This is a genomic window from Pseudomonas sp. ATCC 13867 (assembly GCF_000349845.1).
Classification (GTDB): domain Bacteria; phylum Pseudomonadota; class Gammaproteobacteria; order Pseudomonadales; family Pseudomonadaceae; genus Pseudomonas.
The window spans coordinates 3,397,571-3,421,033 of record NC_020829.1 but is presented as its reverse complement, the minus strand read 5'-3'; the positions used below and the strand labels follow the sequence as shown (position 1 = coordinate 3,421,033).

The 23,463-nt window shown below is 65.3% G+C and carries 21 protein-coding genes; 4 read left to right on the top strand and 17 right to left on the bottom strand.

Annotation, left to right across the window (positions count from 1 at the left end):
• Positions 1 to 119: 119 nt before the first annotated feature.
• The 8 genes from ccoP (H681_RS15165) to ccoN (H681_RS15130) all read right to left on the bottom strand — a co-directional run bounded on the left by ccoP (H681_RS15165) (position 120) and on the right by ccoN (H681_RS15130) (position 6,823).
• The gene (gene ccoP, locus H681_RS15165; RefSeq protein WP_015477757.1) at positions 120 to 1,085 is read right to left on the bottom strand and encodes a cytochrome-c oxidase, cbb3-type subunit III; all 966 of its coding nucleotides are present in this window, start codon (positions 1,083 to 1,085) and stop codon (positions 120 to 122) included.
• Positions 1,082 to 1,273, bottom strand: coding sequence for a CcoQ/FixQ family Cbb3-type cytochrome c oxidase assembly chaperone (locus H681_RS15160; RefSeq protein WP_015477756.1), 192 nt, complete (start codon positions 1,271 to 1,273; stop codon positions 1,082 to 1,084). The genes ccoP (H681_RS15165) and H681_RS15160 overlap by 4 nt, the downstream gene beginning before the upstream one ends.
• Positions 1,274 to 1,278: 5 nt before the next feature.
• Positions 1,279 to 1,887 carry a cytochrome-c oxidase, cbb3-type subunit II gene (gene ccoO, locus H681_RS15155; RefSeq protein ID WP_015477755.1) on the bottom strand — a complete coding sequence of 203 codons (609 nt, stop codon included), beginning with the start codon at positions 1,885 to 1,887 and terminating at the stop codon, positions 1,279 to 1,281.
• Positions 1,887 to 3,329 carry a cytochrome-c oxidase, cbb3-type subunit I gene (gene ccoN / locus H681_RS15150; RefSeq protein WP_015477754.1) on the bottom strand — a complete coding sequence of 481 codons (1,443 nt, stop codon included), beginning with the start codon at positions 3,327 to 3,329 and terminating at the stop codon, positions 1,887 to 1,889. The genes ccoO (H681_RS15155) and ccoN (H681_RS15150) overlap by 1 nt, the downstream gene beginning before the upstream one ends.
• Positions 3,330 to 3,663: 334 nt before the next feature.
• Positions 3,664 to 4,587, bottom strand: a complete 924-nt coding sequence (gene ccoP, locus H681_RS15145) for a cytochrome-c oxidase, cbb3-type subunit III (protein ID WP_015477753.1) — start codon at positions 4,585 to 4,587, stop codon at positions 3,664 to 3,666.
• A complete protein-coding gene (locus H681_RS15140; protein WP_015477752.1) occupies positions 4,584 to 4,775 on the bottom strand; it encodes a CcoQ/FixQ family Cbb3-type cytochrome c oxidase assembly chaperone in 192 nt (63 codons plus the stop codon). The genes ccoP (H681_RS15145) and H681_RS15140 overlap by 4 nt, the downstream gene beginning before the upstream one ends.
• 4 nt (positions 4,776 to 4,779) lie before the next feature.
• On the bottom strand, positions 4,780 to 5,388 hold the full coding sequence (gene ccoO, locus H681_RS15135; protein WP_015477751.1) for a cytochrome-c oxidase, cbb3-type subunit II: 609 nt from the start codon (positions 5,386 to 5,388) through the stop codon (positions 4,780 to 4,782).
• A gap of 10 nt (positions 5,389 to 5,398) precedes the next feature.
• Positions 5,399 to 6,823: a cytochrome-c oxidase, cbb3-type subunit I gene (ccoN, locus tag H681_RS15130; RefSeq protein ID WP_015477750.1), complete on the bottom strand. Its 1,425-nt coding sequence runs from the start codon at positions 6,821 to 6,823 to the stop codon at positions 5,399 to 5,401.
• A 122-nt stretch (positions 6,824 to 6,945) separates the two neighbouring features.
• Between ccoN (H681_RS15130) and H681_RS15125 the strand changes: the two genes are divergently transcribed.
• Complete coding sequence (locus tag H681_RS15125; protein ID WP_157883333.1) at positions 6,946 to 7,653, top strand: alpha/beta family hydrolase; 708 nt, start codon at positions 6,946 to 6,948, stop codon at positions 7,651 to 7,653.
• Between the two features lie 312 nt (positions 7,654 to 7,965).
• Here the strand turns inward: H681_RS15125 and acnA are convergent, their stop codons facing one another.
• Positions 7,966 to 10,698, bottom strand: a complete 2,733-nt coding sequence (acnA, locus tag H681_RS15120) for an aconitate hydratase AcnA (protein ID WP_015477748.1) — start codon at positions 10,696 to 10,698, stop codon at positions 7,966 to 7,968.
• Positions 10,699 to 11,014: 316 nt separating this feature from the next.
• Between acnA and rlmM the strand changes: the two genes are divergently transcribed.
• Both rlmM and H681_RS15110 read left to right on the top strand, forming a co-directional pair.
• A complete protein-coding gene (rlmM, locus tag H681_RS15115) occupies positions 11,015 to 12,082 on the top strand; it encodes a 23S rRNA (cytidine(2498)-2'-O)-methyltransferase RlmM (protein WP_015477747.1) in 1,068 nt (355 codons plus the stop codon).
• A 101-nt stretch (positions 12,083 to 12,183) separates the two neighbouring features.
• Positions 12,184 to 13,062, top strand: coding sequence for a MaoC family dehydratase (locus tag H681_RS15110; protein WP_015477746.1), 879 nt, complete (start codon positions 12,184 to 12,186; stop codon positions 13,060 to 13,062).
• A 115-nt stretch (positions 13,063 to 13,177) separates the two neighbouring features.
• Here the strand turns inward: H681_RS15110 and H681_RS15105 are convergent, their stop codons facing one another.
• Complete coding sequence (locus H681_RS15105; RefSeq protein ID WP_015477745.1) at positions 13,178 to 14,734, bottom strand: alpha/beta hydrolase; 1,557 nt, start codon at positions 14,732 to 14,734, stop codon at positions 13,178 to 13,180.
• A gap of 158 nt (positions 14,735 to 14,892) precedes the next feature.
• On the opposite strand from H681_RS15105, the gene tusA reads away from it, so the two are divergent.
• Positions 14,893 to 15,132, top strand: a complete 240-nt coding sequence (gene tusA / locus H681_RS15100; RefSeq protein WP_015477744.1) for a sulfurtransferase TusA — start codon at positions 14,893 to 14,895, stop codon at positions 15,130 to 15,132.
• A 109-nt stretch (positions 15,133 to 15,241) separates the two neighbouring features.
• On the opposite strand, the gene H681_RS15095 is transcribed toward tusA, so the two are convergent.
• The 7 genes from H681_RS15095 to H681_RS15065 form a co-directional block, all read right to left on the bottom strand.
• On the bottom strand, positions 15,242 to 16,057 hold the full coding sequence (locus H681_RS15095; protein WP_015477743.1) for an ABC transporter permease: 816 nt from the start codon (positions 16,055 to 16,057) through the stop codon (positions 15,242 to 15,244).
• 12 nt (positions 16,058 to 16,069) lie between these two features.
• The gene (locus H681_RS15090) at positions 16,070 to 16,906 is read right to left on the bottom strand and encodes an ABC transporter permease (RefSeq protein WP_015477742.1); all 837 of its coding nucleotides are present in this window, start codon (positions 16,904 to 16,906) and stop codon (positions 16,070 to 16,072) included.
• Between the two features lie 15 nt (positions 16,907 to 16,921).
• Positions 16,922 to 18,052, bottom strand: coding sequence for an ABC transporter substrate-binding protein (locus H681_RS15085; protein ID WP_015477741.1), 1,131 nt, complete (start codon positions 18,050 to 18,052; stop codon positions 16,922 to 16,924).
• Between the two features lie 56 nt (positions 18,053 to 18,108).
• Positions 18,109 to 19,194, bottom strand: coding sequence for an ABC transporter ATP-binding protein (locus tag H681_RS15080; protein ID WP_015477740.1), 1,086 nt, complete (start codon positions 19,192 to 19,194; stop codon positions 18,109 to 18,111).
• A 140-nt stretch (positions 19,195 to 19,334) separates the two neighbouring features.
• Positions 19,335 to 20,258, bottom strand: a complete 924-nt coding sequence (locus H681_RS15075; RefSeq protein WP_015477739.1) for a LysR substrate-binding domain-containing protein — start codon at positions 20,256 to 20,258, stop codon at positions 19,335 to 19,337.
• Positions 20,259 to 20,493: 235 nt separating this feature from the next.
• A complete protein-coding gene (locus H681_RS15070) occupies positions 20,494 to 21,807 on the bottom strand; it encodes an NAD(P)/FAD-dependent oxidoreductase (protein ID WP_015477738.1) in 1,314 nt (437 codons plus the stop codon).
• A gap of 198 nt (positions 21,808 to 22,005) precedes the next feature.
• Positions 22,006 to 23,370 carry a glutamine synthetase family protein gene (locus H681_RS15065; protein WP_015477737.1) on the bottom strand — a complete coding sequence of 455 codons (1,365 nt, stop codon included), beginning with the start codon at positions 23,368 to 23,370 and terminating at the stop codon, positions 22,006 to 22,008.
• Positions 23,371 to 23,463: the final 93 nt, after the last annotated feature.

Here is a 23,463-nt window from a genome sequence, read left to right as displayed (position 1 = left end):
AGGGCGCTCCAAAGGTGCGACAGTTGGTCGCGCAAGGAATTATGGACCCAGAAATAGAGCGGCGCCGGTGTAGGAACCGGCGCCGCTGGGGGTCGCTTTTGGAGTAGGAGGGCAGAGGCTTATTCGGCGCTCTTCTCACCTTCACCATGAGACAGGCTGTACACGTAGGCTGCCAGCAGGTGGACCTGGTCCTTGCCCAGACGTTCCAGCTGAGCCGGCATCTGGCCTTGGCGGCCGTAGCGGATGGTTTGCTGCAACTGAGCGAAGCTCGAGCCGTAGATGAAGGCGGCCGGGTGAGTCAGGTCCGGTGCGCCCATCGCGGCGGTACCTTTGCCTTCCGGACCGTGGCACGCCACACAGTTGGTCTGGAAGATCTTCTGACCGCTGGCAACCTGCTCGTCAGTCACGCCTTCGGGCAGCTTGCGGCCGTCCAGCTTGGTGGTGATGAAGGCGGCCACGTCGTGAACGCCAGCGTCGCCGATGACTTCGCCCCAGGCCGGCATGGCCGCGTGGCGACCGCCTTCGATGGTGGCGATGATGTCTTTCGGCTCGCCGCCCCAGCGCCAATCGGTGTCGGTCAGGTTCGGGAAGCCGTGGGCGCCCTTGGCGTCGGAGCCGTGGCAGACCGAGCAGTTGGAGGCGAACAGGCGGTTACCCATTTTCAGGGCTTGCTCGTCCTTGGCCACGTCCTCGATCGGCATGGTGCCGAACTTGGCGTAGATCGGACCGTACTTCTCGTCCGCCTTGGCCATTTCCTTTTCCCATTGGTGCACACCGGTCCAGCCTTGTTCGCCGTTGGCGAACTCGGCCTTGTCCTGGTAGCCAGGCAGCAGACCTTTCCAGTTGCCCAGGCCCGGGTAGAGCACCAGGTAGGCGAGGGCGAAGACGAAGGTGGCCACGAACAGCATGAACCACCACTTCGGCAGCGGGTTGTCGTATTCCTCGATACCGTCGAAGGCATGGCCGACGGTTTCGTCGGTGGCTTCGCTGCGCTGGCCGCGGCGGGTAGCGAACAGCAGCCACGCCAGGGCGAAGATGGTGCCCAGGGTAAGTACGGTGACGTACAGACTCCAGAAGGTTGTCATTCTTTGTTGCTCCTAGAAGCTTGCTCTTGCTCGACGTGCTTTTTGGCGACCGGGTCGTCCGCGAAGGGCAACAGGGCGTCTTCGTCGAAACGCTCCTTGCGCTTGCCGCTGTAGGCCCAGAGCAGTACGCCGATAAAGGCGACCATCACTACTACGGTGCCGACACCGCGAATCGTCCCGATATCCATCACCGTCACCGTTTGCTCTTGATGATGGTGCCGAGGCCTTGCAGGTAGGCGACGACAGCATCCATCTCGGTCTTGCCTTTGACGGCATCACGTGCACCGGCGATGTCTTCGTCGGTGTAGGGCACGCCCAGCGTACGCAGGGCTTCCATCTTCTTCGCCGTGTCCTTGCCATCGAGCTTGTTCTCGACCAGCCACGGGTAGGACGGCATCTTCGACTCAGGCACTACGTTGCGCGGGTTGTACAGGTGCGCGCGGTGCCAATCGTCGGAGTAGCGGCCGCCGACACGGGCCAGGTCCGGACCGGTACGCTTGGAACCCCACAGGAACGGGTGGTCCCAGACGCTCTCGCCGGCGACGGAGTAGTGGCCGTAGCGCTCGGTTTCGGCGCGGAACGGACGCACCATCTGCGAGTGGCAGCCTACGCAGCCTTCGCGGATGTAGATGTCACGGCCTTCGAGCTCGAGCGCGGTGCGTGGCTTCATGCCTTCGACCGGCTTGTTGGTGACGTCCTGGAAGAACAGCGGGACGATCTGGGTCAGACCACCGATACTCACGGCGATGACCATGAAGAAGGCCAGCAGGCCGATGTTCTTCTCGACTGCTTCGTGCTTCATCAGTGGGCTCCTACAGCGGGAATCTGAGCGGCGGCATCGGCTTCAGCCTGCTTGTAACCGCGTACGGTACGGAAGGTGTTGTAGGCCATCAGCAGCATGCCGGTGGCGAAGAAGGCACCGCCCAGCGCACGGACCATGAAGCCCGGGTGGCTGGCCTGCAGCGCTTCGACGAAGGAGTAGGTGAGGGTGCCGTCGGCGTTGACTGCGCGCCACATCAGACCCTGGGTGATGCCGTTGACCCACATGGAGGCGATGTACAGCACGGTACCGATGGTGGCCAGCCAGAAGTGCGCGTTGATCAGGCCGACGCTGTGCATCTGTTCGCGACCGAAGACCTTCGGAATCAGGTGGTACAGGGAGCCGATGGAAATCATCGCAACCCAGCCCAGAGCGCCGGCGTGTACGTGGCCGATGGTCCAGTCGGTGTAGTGCGACAGGGAGTTGACGGTCTTGATCGCCATCATCGGGCCTTCGAAGGTGGACATGCCGTAGAAGGCCAGGGACACCACCAGGAAGCGCAGGATCGGGTCGGTGCGTAGCTTATGCCAAGCGCCGGAGAGGGTCATCATGCCGTTGATCATGCCACCCCAGCTCGGAGCCAGCAGGATCAGGGACATCACCATGCCCAGCGACTGGGCCCAGTCCGGCAGCGCGGTGTAGTGCAGGTGGTGCGGGCCGGCCCAGATGTACAGGGTAATCAGCGCCCAGAAGTGCACGATGGACAGGCGATAGGAGTAGATCGGACGCTCGGCCTGTTTCGGCACGAAGTAGTACATCATCCCCAGGAAGCCGGTGGTGAGGAAGAAGCCCACGGCGTTGTGGCCATACCACCACTGGATCATCGCGTCGGTGGCACCGGCGTAGATCGAGTAGGACTTGAAGGCTGTTACCGGGATTTCCGCGCTATTGACGATGTGCAGCATCGCGGTCACCAGGATGAAGCCGCCGTAGAACCAGTTGCCCACGTAGATGTGCTTGGTCTTGCGCTTGACGATGGTGCCGAAGAACACCACGGCATAGGTGACCCAGACGATGGCCAGCAGGATATCGACCGGCCATTCCAGTTCGGCGTACTCCTTGGAGGAGGTGTAGCCCAGCGGCAGGGTGATGGCGGCCAGCACGATCACGGCTTGCCAACCCCAGAAGGTGAAGGCGGCGAGGCTGTCAGAAATCAGGCGAGTCTGACAGGTGCGCTGTACGACGTAGTAGGAGGTGGCGAACAGAGCACAGCCGCCGAAGGCGAAGATCACCAGGTTGGTGTGCAGCGGACGCAGGCGCCCGAAACTGGTCCAGGGAAGGTCCAGGTTCAGTTGGGGCCAAACCAACTGTGAGGCGATGTAAACACCGAGCCCCATTCCAAGTATCCCCCAGACCACCGTCATGATGGCGAACTGGCGGATGACCTTATAGTTATAAGCAGTCGGACTGATTGCTGTGCTCATTCTAAGGTTCCACGGTTTTTGAGTATTTATGGACAAAAAAACGGCGGCAAGTATGGAGAAAGCAGATAGGCAATGCAACGCGCCGGGCCTGGGCCCAAGGCCGGTTCGATGCCTGCTTCAGAGCGCTTTCGGCCGTTGTTCGCCGCTCGTTTCGAGTCGCTCGTAGCAACCTGGGGCGTGGGTCAGGTTAGTCATATTGCAGGTTTGCGAATGGAAACCAGCTTAGACGCGAACGCTGAGGGTGTGAAGAAAGGGGATGGGGAGGGTGCGACACTTCGTCGCTAGAGGCGGGAAAACTCGCGCCCGATGACGGGCGCGAGTGGGGGAGGGGAAATTACTTCGCCTGACCGGAGATGTTGTAGATGTAGGCGGCGAGGATGTGCACCTTGTCCTTGCCCAGGTACTGTTCCTGCGCCGGCATCTGGCCCTGGCGGCCGTGACGGATGGTTTGCTGCAGTTGCGCGTAGCTGGAGCCGTAGATGAAGGCGCCCGGATGAGTCAGGTCGGGGGCGCCCATCAGCGGGTTGCCCTTGCCTTCCGGACCGTGGCAGGCGACGCAGGTGGTGGCGAACAGATTGCTGCCGTTGTCGACGTTGTCCGCGGTCACGCCCTCGGGCAGCTTGCGGCCGTCCAGTTTGGCGGTGACGAAGGCGGCTACGTCCTGCACTCCCTTGTCGCCCAGCACGTCACCCCAGGCCGGCATGGCGGCGTGACGTCCACCGAGGATGGTGGCTTCGATGCTCTTGGCATCGCCGCCCCAGCGCCAGTCACTGTCGGTGAGGTTCGGGAAGCCGACAGCGCCCTTGGCGTCGGAACCGTGGCAGATGGAGCAGTAGGTGGCGAAGAGGCGCTCGCCCATTTTCATGGCTTGCGGATCTTTCGCGACTTCTTCCACGGGCATGGCGGCGTATTTAGCGAAGATCGGGCCATATTTCTCTTTGGCCAGTGCTTCTTCGCGCTCCCATTGCTTGTCCTGGGTCCAGCCGCCGTCGTAGCCCGGCAGGATGCCTTTCCAGGTGCCCAGGCCCGGGTAGAGGACCAGGTAGCCGGCGGCGAACACGATGGTGCCGACGAACAGCAGGAACCACCACTTGGGCAGCGGGTTGTCGTACTCCTCGATGCCGTCGAAGGCGTGGCCCATGGTCTGGTCGGTGGTGTTCGAGGACTGTCCGCTGCGGGTGGCGAATACCAGCCACAGCAGGGCGATCAGCGAGCCGACTGTTAGAACGGTGATGTACAGACTCCAGAAGGTAGTCATGCGTTGTTGCTCCTAGAAGCTTGCTCTTTCTCAGCGTGCCGCTTGGCCACCGGGTCATCCGCGAAGGGCAGCAGGGCGTCTTCGTCGAAGCGCTCCTTGCGTTTGCCGCCGTAAGCCCAGAGCAGTACGCCGACGAAGGCCGCCATCACGATGACGGTGCCGAGGCCGCGAATGGTCCCGATATCCATGCTGTCACCGCTTGTTCTTGATGGAGGTGCCGAGGACCTGCAGGTACGCGACCACCGCGTCCATTTCGGTCTTGCCTTTGACAGCGTCGCTGGCGCCAGCGATGTCGTCGTCCGTGTAGGGCACGCCCATGACACGCATCACTTCCAGTTTCTTCGCCGTGTCCTTGCCGTCGAGTTTGTTCTCGACCAGCCAGGGGTAGGCGGGCATCTTCGATTCCGGCACCACGTTGCGCGGGTTGTACAGGTGCGCGCGGTGCCAGTCGTCCGAGTAGCGGCCGCCGACGCGGGCCAGGTCCGGGCCGGTACGCTTGGAGCCCCACAGGAACGGGTGGTCCCAGACGCTTTCGCCGGCGACGGAGTAGTGGCCGTAGCGCTCGGTCTCGGCGCGGAACGGACGGATCATCTGCGAGTGGCAGCCTACGCAGCCCTCGCGGATGTACACGTCACGGCCTTCCAGTTGCAGCGCGGTGTAGGGCTTCATGCCTTCCACCGGGGTGTTGGTGACGTCCTGGAAGAACAGCGGAACGATCTGGGTCAGGCCGCCGATGCTGACGGCGACGGCCATGCACAGGGCCAGCAGGCCGACGTTTTTCTCGAGTACTTCGTGTTTCATGTCGGTCTCCTCAGGCCATCTGCGCCGCGGCTTGCATTTCAGCCGGCTTGGCGGCAGCGACGGTGCGCCAGACGTTGTAGGCCATGACCAGCATGCCCAGCAGGAAGATGGCACCACCGATCATCCGCACGATGAAGCCGGGGTGGCCGGCGGCCAGGGCTTCGACGAAGGAGTAGGTGAGGGTGCCGTCTGAGTTCACTGCACGCCACATCAGGCCCTGGGTGATGCCGTTGACCCACATGGAGGCGATGTACAGCACGGTGCCGATGGTGGCCAGCCAGAAGTGGGTGTTGATCAGGCCGACGCTGTGCATCTGCTCGCGACCGAAGACCTTCGGGATCATGTGGTACAGGGAGCCGATGGAGACCATTGCCACCCAGCCCAGAGCACCGGCGTGTACGTGGCCGATGGTCCAGTCGGTGTAGTGGGAGAGGGCGTTGACGGTCTTGATGGCCATCATCGGGCCTTCGAAGGTGGACATGCCGTAGAAGGCCAGGGACACCACCAGGAAGCGCAGGATCGGGTCGGTGCGCAGCTTATGCCAGGCGCCGGAGAGGGTCATCATGCCGTTGATCATGCCGCCCCAGCTCGGAGCCAGCAGGATCAGGGACATCACCATGCCCAGAGACTGGGCCCAATCCGGCAGCGCGGTGTAGTGCAGGTGGTGCGGACCGGCCCAGATGTAGACGGCGATCAGCGCCCAGAAGTGCACGATGGACAGGCGGTAGGAGTAGACCGGACGCTCGGCCTGCTTGGGTACGAAGTAGTACATCATCCCCAGGAAGCCGGCGGTCAGGAAGAAGCCCACGGCGTTGTGGCCGTACCACCACTGGATCATCGCGTCGGTGGCGCCCGAGTACAGCGAGTAGGACTTGGTCAGGCTGACCGGGATCTCCATGTTGTTGACCACGTGCAGGATCGCCACGGTCAGGATGAAGCCACCGAAGAACCAGTTGCCCACGTAGATGTGCTTGGTCTTGCGCTTCATCAGCGTGCCGAAGAAGACGATGGCGTAGGAGACCCAGACGATGGTGATCAGGATGTCGATCGGCCATTCCAGCTCGGCGTACTCCTTGGAGGAGGTCATGCCCAGCGGCAGCGTGATGGCGGCGCACAGGATCACCAACTGCCAACCCCAGAAGGTGAAGGAAGCGAGCGTGTCGGAGAAAAGACGGGTCTGGCAGGTCCGCTGCACCGAGTAGTAGCTGGTGGCGAACAGTGCGGAGCCGCCGAAGGCGAAGATCACCGCATTGGTATGCAGCGGACGCAGGCGACCGAAGCTCGTCCACGGTAAGCCGAGGTTAAGGTCCGGCCACACCAATTGAGCAGCGATCAGGACACCGACGGCCATGCCGACGATCCCCCACACCACTGTCATAATGGCGAACTGGCGGACCACCTTGTAGTTATAAGCGGTCTGATTGGTTGTGCTCATTTATGGGCTTCCATCCACGGTTATGGGCTATGCCCATCCCGGCAAGGTTTTTTACGGCTTACGGCGTATGCCGCCCCTCCCCCTTGGGATAGGTACTAATTTCGAAATTAGCGGAGTGAAGGATGGATAAAGGCACCTCTTGGAATATTGATTCGGATCAATTTCCACTTGAGACCCCTGTCGCGAGCGCCTGCGGTCCTTTGTCGCTGCTATGGAACCTGACACGCTGCGAACGGTCAGCGACGCTGGTTCTGGCGCACGGAGCGGGTGCGCCGATGGACAGTCCGTTCATGGACGACATTGCCGCACGCTTGGCCGAAAGAGGTATCTCGGTAGTGCGCTTCGAGTTCCCCTATATGGCTATGCGCCGTGAGGACGGAAAGCGCCGCCCGCCGAACCCGCAGAAGCAATTGCTGGAGTGTTGGCGGCAGGTCTACGCGCAGCTTCGCGCCGAGATTCCGGGCAAGCTGGCCATCGGCGGCAAGTCCATGGGCGGGCGCATGGCCAGCCTGCTGGCGGACGAACTGGATGCCGATGCGTTGGTCTGCCTGGGCTACCCGTTCTACGCCGTCGGCAAGCCGGAGAAGCCGCGCGTGGCGCACCTGGCCGAGCTGGAGACGCCGACCCTGATCATCCAGGGCGAACGCGATGCGCTGGGCGATCGCCCGACGGTGTCCGGCTACGCCCTGTCACCGGCTATCCGGTTGCATTGGCTGGCGGCTGCCGACCACGATCTGAAGCCGCTGAAAGCCTCCGGCCTGACCCATGAGCAACATCTGAAGGCAACGGCGGAGCGCGTTGCCGAATTTCTGCGGAATTTGCCCGCCTGAATGAAAAGCCCGTCTCAAGGACGGGCTTTTTCTTGTGTCTCTCATCTCGGCGGTTGAACCGCACCACCCGCGAGTACTGGCGGTGCGCGGTCTGGGTCAGCTCTTCGCTGAGCAGGGCCGTACGCTGGGTGATCGACTGGATGTTGCGCATGTCCGGACGTCCACGGTGGAAGCGAACCGGTGGGTTGGGTTATCGGCTGCCGGACGCCAGGTCGATGGTTGTGACGGAAAGAAGTCGGGACAGTGGCGCCAGGATAGTGCCTGGCTTTGCAGCCGTGGTGCGGCGGCCCGTTGCGGGCCGCCGCCGGTGGCTCAGATCAGGCTGCGCAGCACGTAGTGGAGGATGCCGCCGGCCTTGAAGTACTCGACTTCGTTCTGGGTATCGATGCGGCAGAGCACCTCGAAGCTGTCCTGGCTGCCGTCCTCGCGCGTCACCCCGATCCTGAGGCTCATGTGCGGCTTCAGTTCACCGGACAGTCCGCTGATGCTCAGCACTTCCTTGCCGGTCAGCTTCAGGGTCTTGCGATCCTGGCCGTCCTTGAACTGCAACGGCAGAACGCCCATGCCCACCAGGTTGGAGCGGTGGATGCGCTCGAAGCTCTCGGCGACCACCGCCTTCACGCCCAGCAGGTTGGTGCCCTTGGCCGCCCAGTCGCGGGAGGAGCCGGTGCCGTATTCCTTGCCGGCGATGATCATCAGCGGCGTGCCGTCCTGCTGGTAGCGCATGGCCGCGTCATAGATCGCCAGCTTGTCGCCGCTGGGTACATGGAGGGTGTTGCCGCCTTCCTCGCCGCCGAGCATCTCGTTCTTGATGCGGATGTTGGCGAAGGTGCCGCGCATCATCACCTCATGGTTCCCACGGCGTGAGCCGTAGGAGTTGAAATCGGCGTAGGCCACGCCGTGCTCACTGAGGTAGCGGCCGGCGGGGCTGTCCTTCTTGATGTTGCCGGCGGGGGAGATGTGGTCGGTGGTCACCGAGTCGCCCAGCACCGCGAGGATACGGGCGTTCTGGATATCCTCGACTTTCGGTGGCGCTTCGGCGATGTGCTCGAAGAAGGGTGGATGCTGGATGTAGGTGGAGTCGTCCTGCCAGGTGTAGGTCTTGGCGTCCGGTACCTGGATCGCGCGCCATTTCTCGTCGCCCTGGAAGACTTCGGCGTATTCCTTGTGGAACATCGCGGTGTCCACTTTCTGGATCGCCTCGGCGATTTCCTGCTGGGTCGGCCAGATGTCCTTCAGATAGACCGGCTGGCCGTCCTTGCCGGTGCCCAGCGGGTCTTTCGTCAGGTCGGTGCGTACGGTGCCGGCCAGGGCATAGGCCACCACCAGCGGCGGCGAGGCCAGCCAGTTGGTTTTTACCAGCGGGTGCACGCGGCCCTCGAAGTTGCGGTTGCCGGAGAGAACCGAGGCGACGGTCAGGTCGGCCTGCTGGATGGCCTTCTCGATGGGCTCCAGCAGCGGGCCGGAGTTGCCGATGCAGGTGGTGCAGCCGTAGCCCACCAGGTCGAAGCCCAGTTCGTCCAGGTAGCGGGTCAGGCCGGCGGCGCGGAAGTAGTCGGTGACCACCTTGGAGCCGGGCGCCAGCGAGCTCTTCACCCAGGGTTTGCGCTGCAGGCCCTTCTCCAGCGCCTTCTTCGCCAGCAGGCCGGCGGCCATCATCACGCTGGGGTTGGAGGTGTTGGTGCAGGAGGTGATGGCGGCGATCGCCACGGCGCCGTTCTTCAGCCGGTAGGTGTGGCCGTCCTGCTGGTAGTCGATCTCGCCGGATGGCGTCGAGGCGCCTACGGCAGCGCCACCACCGCCTTCGCTGAGTAGCCGGCCTTCCTCGGTGGAGGAGGGTCTGATCTGCAGGCCGAGGAAGTCGTCGAAGGCCTGGCTGACGTGGCCGAGGGCCACGCGGTCCTGCGGGCGCTTGGGGCCGGCGAGGCTGGCTTCGACGTCGCCCATGTCCAGTTGCAGGGTGTCGGTGAACACCGGCTCATGGCCTTGTTCGCGCCACAGGCCCTGGGTCTTGCAGTAGGTCTCCACCAGCTTGACGGCGTCTTCCGGGCGGCCGGACAGGCGCAGGTAGCCCAGGGTGATCTCGTCCACCGGGAAGAAGCCACAGGTGGCGCCGTATTCCGGAGCCATGTTGGCGATGGTGGCGCGGTCGGCCAACGGCAGGTCGGCGAGGCCGTCGCCGTAGAACTCGACGAATTTTCCGACGACGCCTTTCTTGCGCAGCATCTGGGTGACCGTCAGTACCAGGTCGGTGGCGGTGATGCCTTCCTTCAGCTTGCCGGTGAGCTTGAAGCCGATCACCTCGGGAATCAGCATCGACACCGGCTGGCCGAGCATGGCCGCTTCCGCCTCGATGCCGCCCACGCCCCAGCCGAGCACGCCCAGGCCATTGATCATGGTGGTGTGCGAATCGGTTCCGACCAGGGTGTCGGGGAAGGCGTAGGTGCGGCCGTCCTCGTCCCTGGTCCACACGGTGCGCCCCAGGTATTCCAGGTTGACCTGGTGGCAGATGCCGGTGCCCGGCGGTACCACGCGGAAGTTGTCGAAGGCGTTCTGCCCCCAGCGCAGGAAGGCGTAGCGCTCACCGTTGCGCTGCATCTCGATCTCGACGTTCTGGGCGAAGGCGGCCTGACTGGCGAACTTGTCGACCATCACCGAGTGGTCGATGACCAGGTCGACCGGGGACAGCGGGTTGATCTTCTGCGGATCGCCCCCGGCCTTGGCCATTGCATCGCGCATGGCGGCGAGGTCGACCACCGCCGGCACGCCGGTGAAGTCCTGCATCAGCACCCGCGCCGGACGGTACTGGATCTCGCGCTCGGAGCTGCGGGTCTTCAGCCAGCCGGCCAGCGCCTTCAGGTCGTCGCCGGTGACGGTGTTGTCGTCCTCCCAGCGCAGCAGGTTTTCCAGCAGGACTTTCAGGGACATCGGTAGCTTGCCCAGGTCTCCGAGACTCTTCGCCGCTTCGGGCAGGCTGTAGTAGTGATAGGTCTTGCCGGCGACCTCCAGGGTACGCAGGCTGTTCAGGCTATCCACTGCGGGCATGACTTTCTCCTCAGGCTTGGATCGGCAGCGTATGGCCGATACTGGGCGAAGGGCGGGCAAAATGCCCTGATCCATCGCATAAAAATCACGATTGGCGTCGATCTTCGCCATACTGGGTGATCACCGGCGCCGGTCGGCGGCGGTGCACCGGAACACTCAAGCTAGACCGCCGTGCAGGGTCTTGCCATCTGTTCTGGACCGGTCGCCCGGTTCAGGGGGTCCTGCCAAATGCAGGTCATGGTCGGAGAATACCCGCGAATCTGAATGAAACCTTCACGAGCAGGCTCTTATAGTGCGCGACCGAGGAGACACCCCGATGAATACCCTGTTACTGCATTGTCGTCCGGGCTTCGAGAGCGAGGTCTGCGCCGAGCTGTCCGAGCACGCCGCGCGCCTGGGAATCCCCGGTTACGCGCGGGCCAGGCCGTCCGCCGCCTATGCCGAGTTCGTCTGTCAGGACGCCGATGGCGCCGAGCGCCTGATGCGCCAACTGCGCTTCTCCGAGCTGATCTTCCCGCGCCAGTGGGCGCGTGGCGTCGGTTTCACAGTGTTGCCGGAGCAGGACCGCATCGGTGCGATCCTCGAGGCGCTCGCCGGCGCTCCCCAGTGTGGCAGCCTCTGGCTGGAGGTGTTCGACACCAACGATGGCAAGGCGCTCTCGACCTTCTGCCGCAAGTTCGAGAAGCCCCTGCGCGCCGCCCTGGCGAAGGCCGGCAGGCTGCTGGACGACCCCAGCCTGCCACGCCTGCTGCTGACCTTCCGCTCCGGCCGCGAGGCGTTCGTTGGCCTGGCCGAGTCGCGTAACTGCGCCATGTGGCCGATGGGCATCCCGCGCCTGAAATTCCCCCGCGAGGCGCCCAGCCGTTCGACGCTGAAGCTGGAAGAAGCCTGGCACCACTTCATTCCGCGCGCCGACTGGGACCGCCGCCTGGCGCCGGACATGCTCGCGGTGGACCTGGGCGCCTCTCCCGGCGGCTGGACCTGGCAGCTGGTGAACCGCGAAATGCGCGTCGTCGCCGTGGACAATGGGCCGCTGGCGGAGAACCTGATGTACTCCGGGCTGGTCGAGCACCAGCGTGTCGATGGCTACGCCTATCGTCCGCGTCAGCGCATGGACTGGATGGTTTGCGACATCGTCGAGAAGCCCGCGCGCACCGGGGCCATGATGGAAACCTGGATCGGCGAAGGGCTGTGCCGCGAGGCCATCGTCAACCTCAAGCTGCCGATGAAGCAGCGCTACGCCGAGGTGCGGCGTATCCTCGACCGCCTGCGGGAAGCCTTCCGCGAGCGTGGCCTGAAGGTGCAGGTCGGCTGCAAGCAGCTCTACCACGACCGCGAGGAAGTGACCTGCCACTTGCGCCGGCTGGGGAAGGGCGAGCGCTGACGTGCCGGAGTCGCCCGGCAGCGCCACCCGACCTTCGGTGACTTGTCGCGGCGCGCCGCCTTGGCCCATGCTGTGCGGCGCGAATCCTTGCGGAGACCTTCGTGAAGCGAAAGTTGCCCTCCCTGCTGGGCAGTTACAGCCGCATGCTGCTGCCGCGCCGTGGCCTGGGCCAGGGCGAACGCGTCCCCTACCTGGCGATGGACAGCCGCACCCTGCATTTCGATCTGCGCCACTTGCGCGCCTACCGCGAGCACTTCGGCCTCGATCCGGCGCTGGGCGTGCCGCTGCTCTATCCGCAGGTGATCAGCCTGCCGTTGCACCTGCGCCTGCTCAGCCGCTCGCGCATGCCGCTGTCGGTGCTCGGGCTCATCCACTTGCGCAGCCATATCCAGCGCTACCGCCTGCTCGACGAGCACGAGCCGCTGCAGTTCGACTGCCGCATCCTCACCAGCCGGCGCAGCGCGCTGGGCCTGGAGGTGGACGTACTCACCGAGGCCTGGCACCACGACATGCTCTACTGGCAGTCGATCACCACCTACCTGCGCCGTGGCGACTTCCTCGACCCCGGCGCCGCGCCTGACCCACTGCCGGAGCGGGCCCAGTGGCATACCCTGGAGGCACCGATCCACGCGGGCGTGCAGTGGCGCGTACCGAAGATCGTTGGCTGGCGCTACGCCGGGTTGAGCGGCGACTTCAATCCGTTGCACCTGTCGCGGCTGATGGCCTCGCACTATGGCTTCGGCAAACCCTTCGCCCACGGCATGTGGGGGCTGGCACGCAGCCTGACCGGCCGTCGGCTGGCGGAGAACGTGCGGCTGGACGCGCACTTCAAGGCGCCGCTGCCGCTGGGCAGCCAGGTGAAACAGAGCTATCGCCGGTTGGGCCAGAAGGAGCAGTGGGCGTTGCTGCCAGTCGAGGGGGATGGGGAGCCGATGCTGTTGGCGCAGCTGGACGAGGCGCCGGACGGGCCTTTGCGTTAGTTGTCATGCGGGAGCGTCGGCGCGCCTCTGTTCGCGAGCAAGCTCGCTCCTACAACGAGCGCACCGAGCTCGTCCTGTAGGGGCGAGCTTGCTCGCGAACCGCACGGCAGAGCGGTTACGGGTGCACGGCAACGCGGGGCTGCAGCGGGACGAGGCTGGGCAGTTGCACTTCACCCTGCAATTCCACGGGGGATAGCCGCCAGGAGCTGTTGAACAGGTACTGGTCGCTGAACCCGCTCACCAGCAACCCAATCTCATCCCCCGGCGCGAGGCTGGCGCTGACGGCGTTTAGCCGCGTGCTGCCCTGGTTCGCCAGCGGTTTCACCTGTTCGTCCAGGCGCCGGGTACGGCCATCCGCGCTGCGGATCGCCAGAGCCGCGAACACCTGCGCGTCGGGGCGCCCGGCCAGCGGCTGGCTGAGGTGCACTTCGGCGCTGCCGAGCAGGGCGCTGTGCTCGCTGACACGTTGCAGGGGAATGAAGCGGGAGGGTTGCAGCAGGCCGCTCACTGCCGGGCGGATGGCCGTGGCTGGCAGCGTCACGGTAGGGCCGGGCGGCGGCAGGTCGTCCAGCGCCAGGCCCTGGTCCAGGTCCAGGCTGATGCACAGGTCCGGCACGCCGTCGGCGGCGCCGGGACGCTGGCGCAGCTTTTCCTCGTACCAGGCGACGATGCCGGTGTAGAGGTTGATCGCCCGCGAGCCGCAGTGGATCACCGGCTCGTTGTTGAACGGCGGCAGCCCGCTCCAGGCCTGCAGGGGCGGCGGCAGGATGTGCCCGCCCTGCATGCCCAGTAGGCGCACGTCCGCCGGGCCCTGTTTCAGGCACTGGCGGATCTGCAGGCCCTGGTCCAGCGGGAACAGCGTGTCGCGCAGGCCCTGGATCAGCAGGGCGTCGGCGTGGGGCCGGCGGCCCGCCGCGCAATAGCTGGCAAGGCTGTTGGCGTGCAGTTCGGCTTGCACCGGCGCGGCCATGCGCCCGCCGGTGGTGTGCAGGTAATCGGCCTGGACGAACTTGCCCAGGTCGTAGCCGGTGGCCAGGCCCAGGCTGACCAGTACGCCGCCCCAGCCGATCTTCAGTTGGCCATCGGGTGCCAGGGCATCGGCCAGGTCGTACCAGGTGGCGATGGGCACGATGGCATCGATGCGCGGGTCTTCCGCCGAGGCGAGCAGTTGCACCGCGCCGCCGTAGCTTTCGCCAAGCATGCCGACGCGCGGGTCGTTCGGGCCGTCCATCCGCAGGCGCGGCAGGTGCGCGGCGGACCAGTCGATCACCGCGCTGGCGTCCTGTACCTCGAACTGCGGGTTCATCATCTCGATGCGCCCGTCGCTGCCGCCCCAGCCGCGCTGGTCGTAGCTGACCACCCAGAAGCCGGCCTTCCAGGCGCGCAGCGCGGCGCGGCCGGACATCATGGTCTTGCCGTAGTAACCGTCCGGCCCGGTGACCCGCCAGCCGCCCCAGCCGTGGGTATGGACGACCAGCGGGGCGGTTTCGCCGGCTTTCAGCGCGGGCTGGAATACGGTGGCGGAGAGCTTCGTGCCGTCGCGGGCGACGATCACCGCCTCGAACCAGGTGGCGGGCAGGTCCTTGTCGGTACTGGCGTCGAAGTCGGGCAACTGGTCGCGGGCGGCGCAACCGGCGAGCAGCAGGACGAACAGGCAGAAGAGGGCGCGCATCGAAACTCCTGTCGGGAAGGGTGGGGGCGGATGCGCCAGCATGCCCGGCACCCGCGGCGCCTTCCCCCAACCAAGGTTCGGTGACCCGGACGGACGCGGGGTGACCGCACGGTGCGCTTTGCGCGAGAATACGTCATTGGTTTTTCTGGAGTTAAGCGATGTCCCAGCCTGTCGACGCGATTCTCGACGCCACCGGCCTGAACTGCCCCGAGCCGGTCATGATGCTGCACAACAAGGTGCGCGACCTGCCGGCCGGCGGCCTGCTCAAGGTGATCGCCACCGACCCGTCCACCCGTCGCGACATTCCCAAGTTCTGCGTGTTCCTCGGGCATGAGTTGGTGGAACAGCAGGAAGAAGCGGGGACCTACCTGTACTGGATTCGCAAGAAGGCGGAGTGATCCGTCTGAAGAGGGGCTTTCGTAGGAGCGAGCTTGCTCGCGAATTACTCAGCGTAAGAGCTGCCGGGAAGCTGGTTCGCGAGCAAGCTCGCTCCTACAGGTCAAGTCCTCAGTTCCCCACCGGCCGCGCCGCCAATTTCTGGGCAACCATCCGCCCGACCAGCGCAACGAAGGTCAGGGCGATCAGCACCACCGAGATGGCCGCCACGGCCGGGTCGATGTTGTCGCGCAGGCCGGACCAGATCTGCCGGGGCAGGGTATTCACCTCGGTGCTGGTGACGAACAGGGTCACCGCGATCTCCTCCCACGAGAGCGCAAAGCACAGTAGTGCGGTGCTCGCCACGCCCAGCTTGAGGTTCGGCAGCACCACCATGAAGGTGGTCTGGCCCAGGCTCGCGCCGAGGTTGCGCGCGGCCAGCTCGATGCGCCGGTCCAGTTGGCTCAGCGCCACCAGCATGGTCACCACGCCGTAGGGCACGACCATCACGATGTGCGCGATGGTCAGGCCGAACAGGGTGTCATAGCCCAGGCCGGGGGCGAACTGGCTGACCTTGGTTTCCATGAAGTACAGGACCATCGCCGAGATCATCGGCGGGATCGCCATGGGCAGCAGCACCAGGCCGATCAGCAGGGTCGCCAGGCGCGAGCGCAGGTACCAGATGCCGAGGCTGAAGCTCACCGCCAGCGCGGTGGCGATGATGCAGGTGGCGGTGGCGACCATCAGGCTCTGGCCGATTGCCGAGAGCCATTCCGGGCTGTCCAGCAGCGCTTGGTAATGCCGCAGCGACCAGTTGCCGTTGGGCATCGACAGGAAGCGCTTGCTGGTGAAGGACACTGGGATCACCGCCAGCAGCGGGAAGACCATGAAGATCATCGCCATGGTCGCCAGCAGGCGGCTCGGTGCCTTGGTTTCGTGTGCGTTCATTTCTGCGGCTCCTTATCCCACCAGCTTGTCGACGCGGGTCATGCGCAGCAGCGCCCAGATCATCCCGCTGACCAGCGCCAGCAGCACCACCGAGAGCGCGGCGCCCAGGCCCCAGTTGCTGGTCTGGAACATCTGCAGGTAGACGTACTCGGCCACCATCACGGTCTGCCCGCCGCCGAGGATCGCCGGGGTGATGAAGAAGCCCAGGCAGAACACGAAGACGATGATGAAGGCGCCGAGGATGCCGGGAATGGTCTGCGGCACGAAGATGCTCCAGAAGGTGCGCATCTGCCCGGCGCCCAGGCCGCGCGCGGCCAGCAGCACGCGCGGGTCGAGGCGGCGCATGGTCGAAACCAGCGGGAACAGCGCGAAGGGCACCATGAAGTGCACCATGCCGATCACCACGCCCATCTCGTTGCGGGTGAGCTGCAATGGCTCGCTGGTGATGCCCAGGTACTGCAGCCACTCGTTGAGCAGGCCGTTGCTGCGCAGGGCGATCAGCCAGCCGAAGGCGCGCACCAACACCGACAGCCAGAACGGGATGAACACGCAGATTTCCACCACGCGCTGCCAGAACGGCGGGCTGTAGACCCAGCAGTAGGCCATGAGGTAGGCGATCAGCAGGGAGATCACGCTGACCGTGGTGCACAGGCGGAAGGTCCGCCAGAGCACGTCGTGGATCGCCGGGTCCGTCATGATCCGCTGGTACTGCTCGATCCCCGGCTCCGGCAGGGTCACGCTCCAGCCGAGCACGCCGAGGAAGGGCAGTACGTAGAACACGATCAGAACCACCGGCAGCGGCAGCAGCAGGGCGCCCAGCTTGAGCCGCGAGGGGGCGTTATCGGCCATGACCTGCGCTCCGCGTCACTTGGAAATGTGGGTCAGGTACTGCTCCAGGGTTGCCGCGTAGTGGTCGGTGTACCACTCGTGGCTGAGCATGATCTGCTTGGGCAGGTTGGCCGGGTCGGTGCAGTTCAGGTGCTTGCGGTCGTCCGGGATCAGCGCGGCGGCGGCAGGGTTGGCCGGGCCGTTGCCGAACATCTTGAACAGTTCCACCTGGGACTGCGGGTCCTGGGCGTAGGCGATGAACTTCATGGCCGCCTCGGTGCCGGCCGGGTTGCCCTTGAGCACGCCCCAGTTGCTGCAGCCCAGCAGGGCGTTGTCGAAGGTCCACTTGATGCGGTCTTCGCTGTCCTCGGTGATTACCTGGGCGCGGGTGTTCCAGATCGCGCCCATGGATACTTCGCCCTCGATCAGCAACTGCTGAGTCTCCGCGCCCGAGCCCCAGAAGGCCAGCACGTGGGGTTTGAGCTCCTCGATCTTCTTCATGGCGCGCGCCACGTCCAGCGGGTAGAGCTTGTCCGGCGCCACGCCGTCGGCCAGCAGCGCGGCCTCGAGCATGCCGTTCATCCACTTGTAGAGGGTGCGCTTGCCGGGGAAGGTCTTCACGTCCCAGAAGTCGGCCCAGGTCTTGGGCGCCTTGTCGCCGAAGCGCTCGCTGTCGTAGGCGATCACGTAGCTGAGCATGTAGTCGGCGATGCCGTATTCGTAGGCGAAGCCGGGCAGCACCTTGTCCTTCGAGACGACGTTGTAGTCGATGGCCTGTACCAGGCCTTCCTTGCCCAGGTTCTGCAGGATTGAGCTTTCCGCGTCGACCACGTCCCAGCTCACCCGGCCGCTGGACAGTTGGGTGCGGATGGCGCCCTCGGTGGGGCCGCTGCCGTCGATCTTCACCGGGATGCCGGTGGCCTTGCTGAAGCCCTCGGTCCAGGCCTTGCCGAACGCCTTGATGGCGTCGCCGCCCCAGTTCACCACCACCAGCGGCTTGTCGCCGGCAGCGAAGCTCACGCCGCTGCGCAGGGCCAGCGGCAGGGCGGCCATCAGGCCCATACCCTTGAGGAAGGTGCGGCGGTCGATCTGCCCGCGGCGGGTCTTTTCGATGAGGACTTCGATGCAGTCTTGCTGGTGAGGATTGAACTCTTTCGGATTGAACATGGGTGCAGCTCCCGATCAGGTGGGATGGCGAATAGGGGACGAACGCGTTCGGCGACTCAGGCGATCAGCAGGCTTTTCTCGATGGGCCAGCTCAGCCAGACCTTGGCACCCTGTTCCAGGCGCGAGGCCTGGTGGTCGGCGTGCACGGCCAGGCTCATCGGTTGCTTGCCCTCGCTGCCGGCACCCAGGCACAGCTCGGTGCTGGCGCCCTGGTAGGTCTTGGCGGTGAGTACCGCCTGCACCACGTTGTGGCCATTCACCTGGGGCGGCACGCTATGCAGCTGCATGTGTTCCGGACGCACGGCCAGCAGCGGTGCTTCGGCCTGCACGGCCGGGGAGTAGCCGGCGCGCAGCTCGGCCTCGCCGAAGCGTCCGCAGGCCAGTTCGCCGGCACGGCCCACCTGGCTCAGCGGGAACAGGTTCATCTTGCCGAGGAACTCGGCGACGAAGCGGTTGCTGGGTTGGTTGTAGATGGTCTGCGGGTCGTCGACCTGGGCCAGTTGGCCACGGTTGAAGATGGCGATGCGGGTGGACAGGGCGAGGGCTTCGTTCTGGTCGTGGGTGACGAAGACGAAGGTGGTGCCGACCTGGCGGTGGATGCGCTGCAGTTCGGCCTGCAGCTGCTCGCGCAGGTTCTTGTCCAGCGCCGAGAGGGGTTCGTCGAGCAGCAGCATGTCCGGCTCGAACACCAGTGCGCGGGCGATGGCCACGCGTTGCTGCTGGCCGCCGGAGAGCTCGCCGGGGCGCTTGCCCAGGTGCTCGCCGAGGCCGACCACTTCGAGCATGTGGCGCACGCGACGGTTGCGTTCCTCGGCCTTCACGCCACGGATCTTCAGCGGGAAGGCGACGTTGTCCTCGATACTCATGTGCGGGAACAGGGCGTAGCCCTGGAACACCATGCCGAAGTTGCGCTTCTCGGCAGGGCGTTTGGTGATGTCGGCGCCGCCCTCTTCGAGCTTGCCGCGGGACGGGTCCTGGAAGCCGGCGAGGATCATCAGGAAGGTGGTCTTGCCGGAGCCCGAAGGCCCGAGGAGGGTCAGGAACTCGCCCTGGCGGATGTCGATGGACACGTTGTCCAGCGCGTTGAAACTGCCGTAGCTCTTGCCGATGCCGATGGCACGTAGTTGGGGCTGTCGCTCCACTGCATTTACCTCGATTTCTTGTTCTTGTTCGAGCAGCCGCCGGGTGAGGATCGGGGTAAAAATCGGCGGCCTTTTTTTAATGCAGTATTGTTAAAACTCTCTTCGCTTCAATCGCGTTTTTTCTCCCTTATTGTTCGAAATTATTCACCAATCAGGACATTGCGACCGCCCTGGCGGAACTGCTCGGACATGCGCAGTTCGGCCTTCATCCAGGCCTTGAAAGCCCGCACGTCGGGGCGTTCGGTCTTCGCCGGGTCGGTGACGAAGTAGTAGCGGTTGGGCGGCTCGATGGCGACGTTGAACAGCCGCACCAGTTGCCCCTTGGCCATCGCATCGCCGCTGACCAGTGCGTCGCCCATTGCCACGCCTTGTCCGGCGATGGCCGCCGACTGCACCAGGTGGGCGTCGGAGAAGACGATACCGTTGCGCACGTTGAGGTCGCGCACCCCGGCCGCGGCGGCCCAGAGCAGCCAGTCGGAGTGATCGACCATGTGCAGGAAGGGCAGGCTGGCGAGATCTTCCGGCGAGTCCAGGCCGCCCACCGAGTTGAGCAGCGACGGGCTGCACACCGGGAAGGTGTCGAGGGTGGCGATCAGCTCCACATGCAGGTCCGGCCAGTCGCCCACGCCGTAGGCGATGAACAGGTCGACGTCGCGGTTGGTGACGTCGTCGGGAATCCGGGGCGAGACCAGGTTCAGTTCCACCTGCGGGTGGGCGCGCTGGAACTTGCCGATCTGGTGGCACAGCCAGTAGGTGGCGAAGCCCGGCGTGCAGCTCACGCACAGGCGGCCGGCCACTTCCTCGGCATTGGCGAAGCGCCGCGCCTCGTTGAGGATCGCCAGGGCGCGCTGGGTTTCGCGGGCGAAGCATTCGCCGTGGTAGGTCAGCGCGATGCCGCGGCCGACCCGTTCGGTAAGCGGGATGCCCAGGCAGTCTTCCAGGCTGTGCAACTGGTGGCTGACGGCGCTGCGGGTCAGGCTCAGTTCGCTGGCCGCGCCGGACAGGCTGCCCAGGCGGGCAACGGCGTCGAGCACGCGCAGGGCGGTCATCGAGGGGAAACGCATGGCTCACTCCAATTTCGAAGTGGAGCCTTTATCCCTGAGCGCGGCGGTGGTGTCGAGTGGCTGCGGGTACGGGCGCACTGGGCGCCTGTTTCCTGGCGTTTCGTGATGCGCAAGTCGCTGCGGCGATGGTGACGGCGAACCCCCTGTAGGAGCGAGCTTGCTCGCGAATTCCGCCCCGCTGCGGAGCCCGTTCGCGAGCAAGCTCGCTCCTACAGGTTGGCCTCGCAGTCTGCTATCAGCGCAGCTTCTCCATCATCTGGTAGTACCACATGCCCGCGGCCAGCATCGGGTTGCCGAACACGTCGCCCATGGGCACGCGGATGTGCTTGCACTGGGCGAAGGTGTCGAACTTCTCCAGGTCGCCGGTCATCGCGGTGGCCATGATCTCGCCCATGATGTGGGTGGTCGCCACGCCGTGGCCGGAGTAGCCCTGGCAGTACCAGACGTTCTCCGACAGCTTGCCCAGCTGCGGGATGCGGTTCATCACAATGCCCATGGCGCAGCTCCACTGGAACTCGATGTCCACGCCCTTGAGCGCCGGGAAGGTGCGTTCGATGCACGGGCGCAGTTCGCCGGCGATGTCGCGCGAGTCGCGGCCCGAGTAGTTGGCGCCGCCGCCGAACAGCAGGCGGCCGTCGCCGGTCATGCGGTAGTAGTCGAGCACGAAGCGGCAGTCGTAGACCGCCAGGTCCTGCGGGTTGATGCGCTTGGCCAGCTCGCCCAGCGGCTTGGTGGTGACGATGCCGCCCATCGCCGGGAAGATCATGCCCTTGAGCTGCTTGCGTTCCAGCTTGTGGTAGACGTCGCCGGCGAGCATCACTTGCGCGGCGTTGATCCGCCCGCCTTTGGTGACCACCGCCGGGCGCGCGCCGTGGATGATGTCCAGTACCTCGGAGTGCTCGAAGATCAGCGTGCCCAGGCTGGCGGCGGCCTTGGCCTCGCCGATACACAGGTTGAGCGGGTGCAGGTGCATGTTGCGGGTGTTCTTGATGGCGCCGCAGTAGAGGTCGCTCTCCAGGTGCGCGCGCACGCCGGCACCGTCCAGCAGGCTGATCTCGTCGCCCATGCCACGGCGCTTGGCGTCGTCGAAGGTGGCCTTCAGCTCGTCCATGTGCGACGGCTTCATGGCCGCGTGCAGGTGGCCGAACTTCAGGTCGCAGGCGATGCCGTACTTCTCCACGCGGCTCTTGATGATCTCGTGGCCGCGCCAGCGCAGGTGCCAGATGAAGTCGTCGACGTCGTCGCCCAGCCACTGGCGCATCTGCTTCTCCATCGCGGCGTCGCCCGAGAGGCTGCCGGTGACCTGCCCGCCGTTGCGCCCGCTGGCGCCCCAGCCGACCTTGTTGGTCTCGACGATGGCCACCTTGTAGCCGCGCTCGGCCAGTTCCACGGCGGTGGCGACGCCGGTGAAGCCGCCGCCGATGATGGCGATGTCGACGCTCACCTCGCCTTGCAGCGTGGGGTAGCCGGTCTCTTCGTTGAGGCTCGCGGAGTAGTAGGACTTCGCGCGCTCGGGGGCGGGCGTGGCGGGGTTCAGTGCAGCGTTCATTTCGGTGTTCCTGTTGTTGTTCGCTTTCCCTCTCCCCAGCCCTCTCCCTGAAGGGAGAGGGAGCTGATTGGAGCGGGCTGAAAATTCGGTTTCCGCCGATGGCTTCAGTGAGCGAAAGGCTCATCTCGGCACGAACGGCCCCCTCTCCCTCTGGGAGAGGGCTGGGGTGAGGGGTTCTTCAATTCTTCCATCACAACTTCACGCTTGCGTCAGATACCAGCGCCAGTCCTGCTCGCCGACCTCACCCATGAACTGGCGATATTCGGCCTGCTTGACCTTCAGGTAGACGCCGAGGAATTCGTGCCCCAGCGCATCCCGCGCCCAGCTGGAGCGCTCCAGCGCGCGCAGTGAGGTCAACCAGTCGGTGGGCAGCAGTTCCTTGGCCTGGGCATAGCCGTTGCCTTCCACCGGCGCGCCCGGGTCGATCTCCTCGCGGATGCCGCGATGGATGCCGGCGAGGATCGCCGCGGCAGCCAGGTAGGGGTTGGCGTCGGCGCCGCAGATACGGTGCTCCACGTGGCGGGTATGGGCCGGTCCGCCGGGTACGCGCAGGCTCACGGTGCGGTTGTCGCAGCCCCAGGTCGGCGCCAGCGGCGCATAGCTGTTGGCCTGGAAGCGACGGTAGGAGTTGGCGTTGGGGCAGAACAGCAGCAGCGAGTCGAGCAGGCTTTTCAGCATGCCGCCCACGGATTGGCGCAGCAGCGGCGTGCCGGCAGGGTCCTCGCTGGCGAACAGGTTGTTGCCCTCGGCATCGGCCAGCGACACGTGCATGTGCATGCCGGTGCCGGCCAGGTCGTCGAACGGCTTGGCCATGAAGCACGCCTGCATCCCGTGCTTGTGCGCCACACCTTTGACCAGGCGCTTGTAGCGCACCGCCTGGTCCATTGCGGTGAGTGCGTCGCCGTGCTCCAGGGTGATCTCCACCTGGCCCGGCGCGTACTCGGAAATCGCCGTGCGCGCCGGAATGCCCTGAGCCTTGCACGCGGCATAGAGGTCGGCGAGGAACGGCTCGATCTGTTCCAGCTCGCGCAGGCCGTAGACCTGGGTGGCGCGCGGGCGGCCGCCGTCGGCATCCAGCGCCGGTTGCGGGCGGCCGTTGGCGTCGCGCTTGGCGTCCAGCAGGTAGAACTCCAGCTCGCAGGCCATCACCGGGTGGTAGCCAGCGGCCTTGAGACCGTCGATCACGTGGATCAGGACATGGCGCGGGTCGGCGATGTCCGCCGGCTTGCCTTGCTCGGGGTGCATGCTGACCTGCACCGCCGCCGTGGGAATCTGCCGCCAGGGCAGGCGCACCAGGCTGCCGGCCAGCGGGTAGGCGCGGCAGTCGATGTCGCCCACGTCCCAGACCAGCCCGGAATCCTCCACATCCTCGCCGTGCATGGTCAGGCCGAGGATGGTGCTCGGCAGCGGCCGGCCGGACTGGTACACGGCGAGCAGTTCCTCGCGGTGCAGCAGCTTGCCGCGCGGCACGCCGTTGGCGTCGAGGATGAACAGCTCGACCATCTCGATATCGGGGTTCTGGGCCAGGAAGGTGTGGGCTTCTTGCACGGAGGCGAAATTCATGGGGCTCTCGTTAGCATCCAGCCGGATGCGCTGACGACCTGCAGGCCAGGGCCGCACTTGGAGTGCGGAGATAAAGGCAGGCAAGCGATGTGA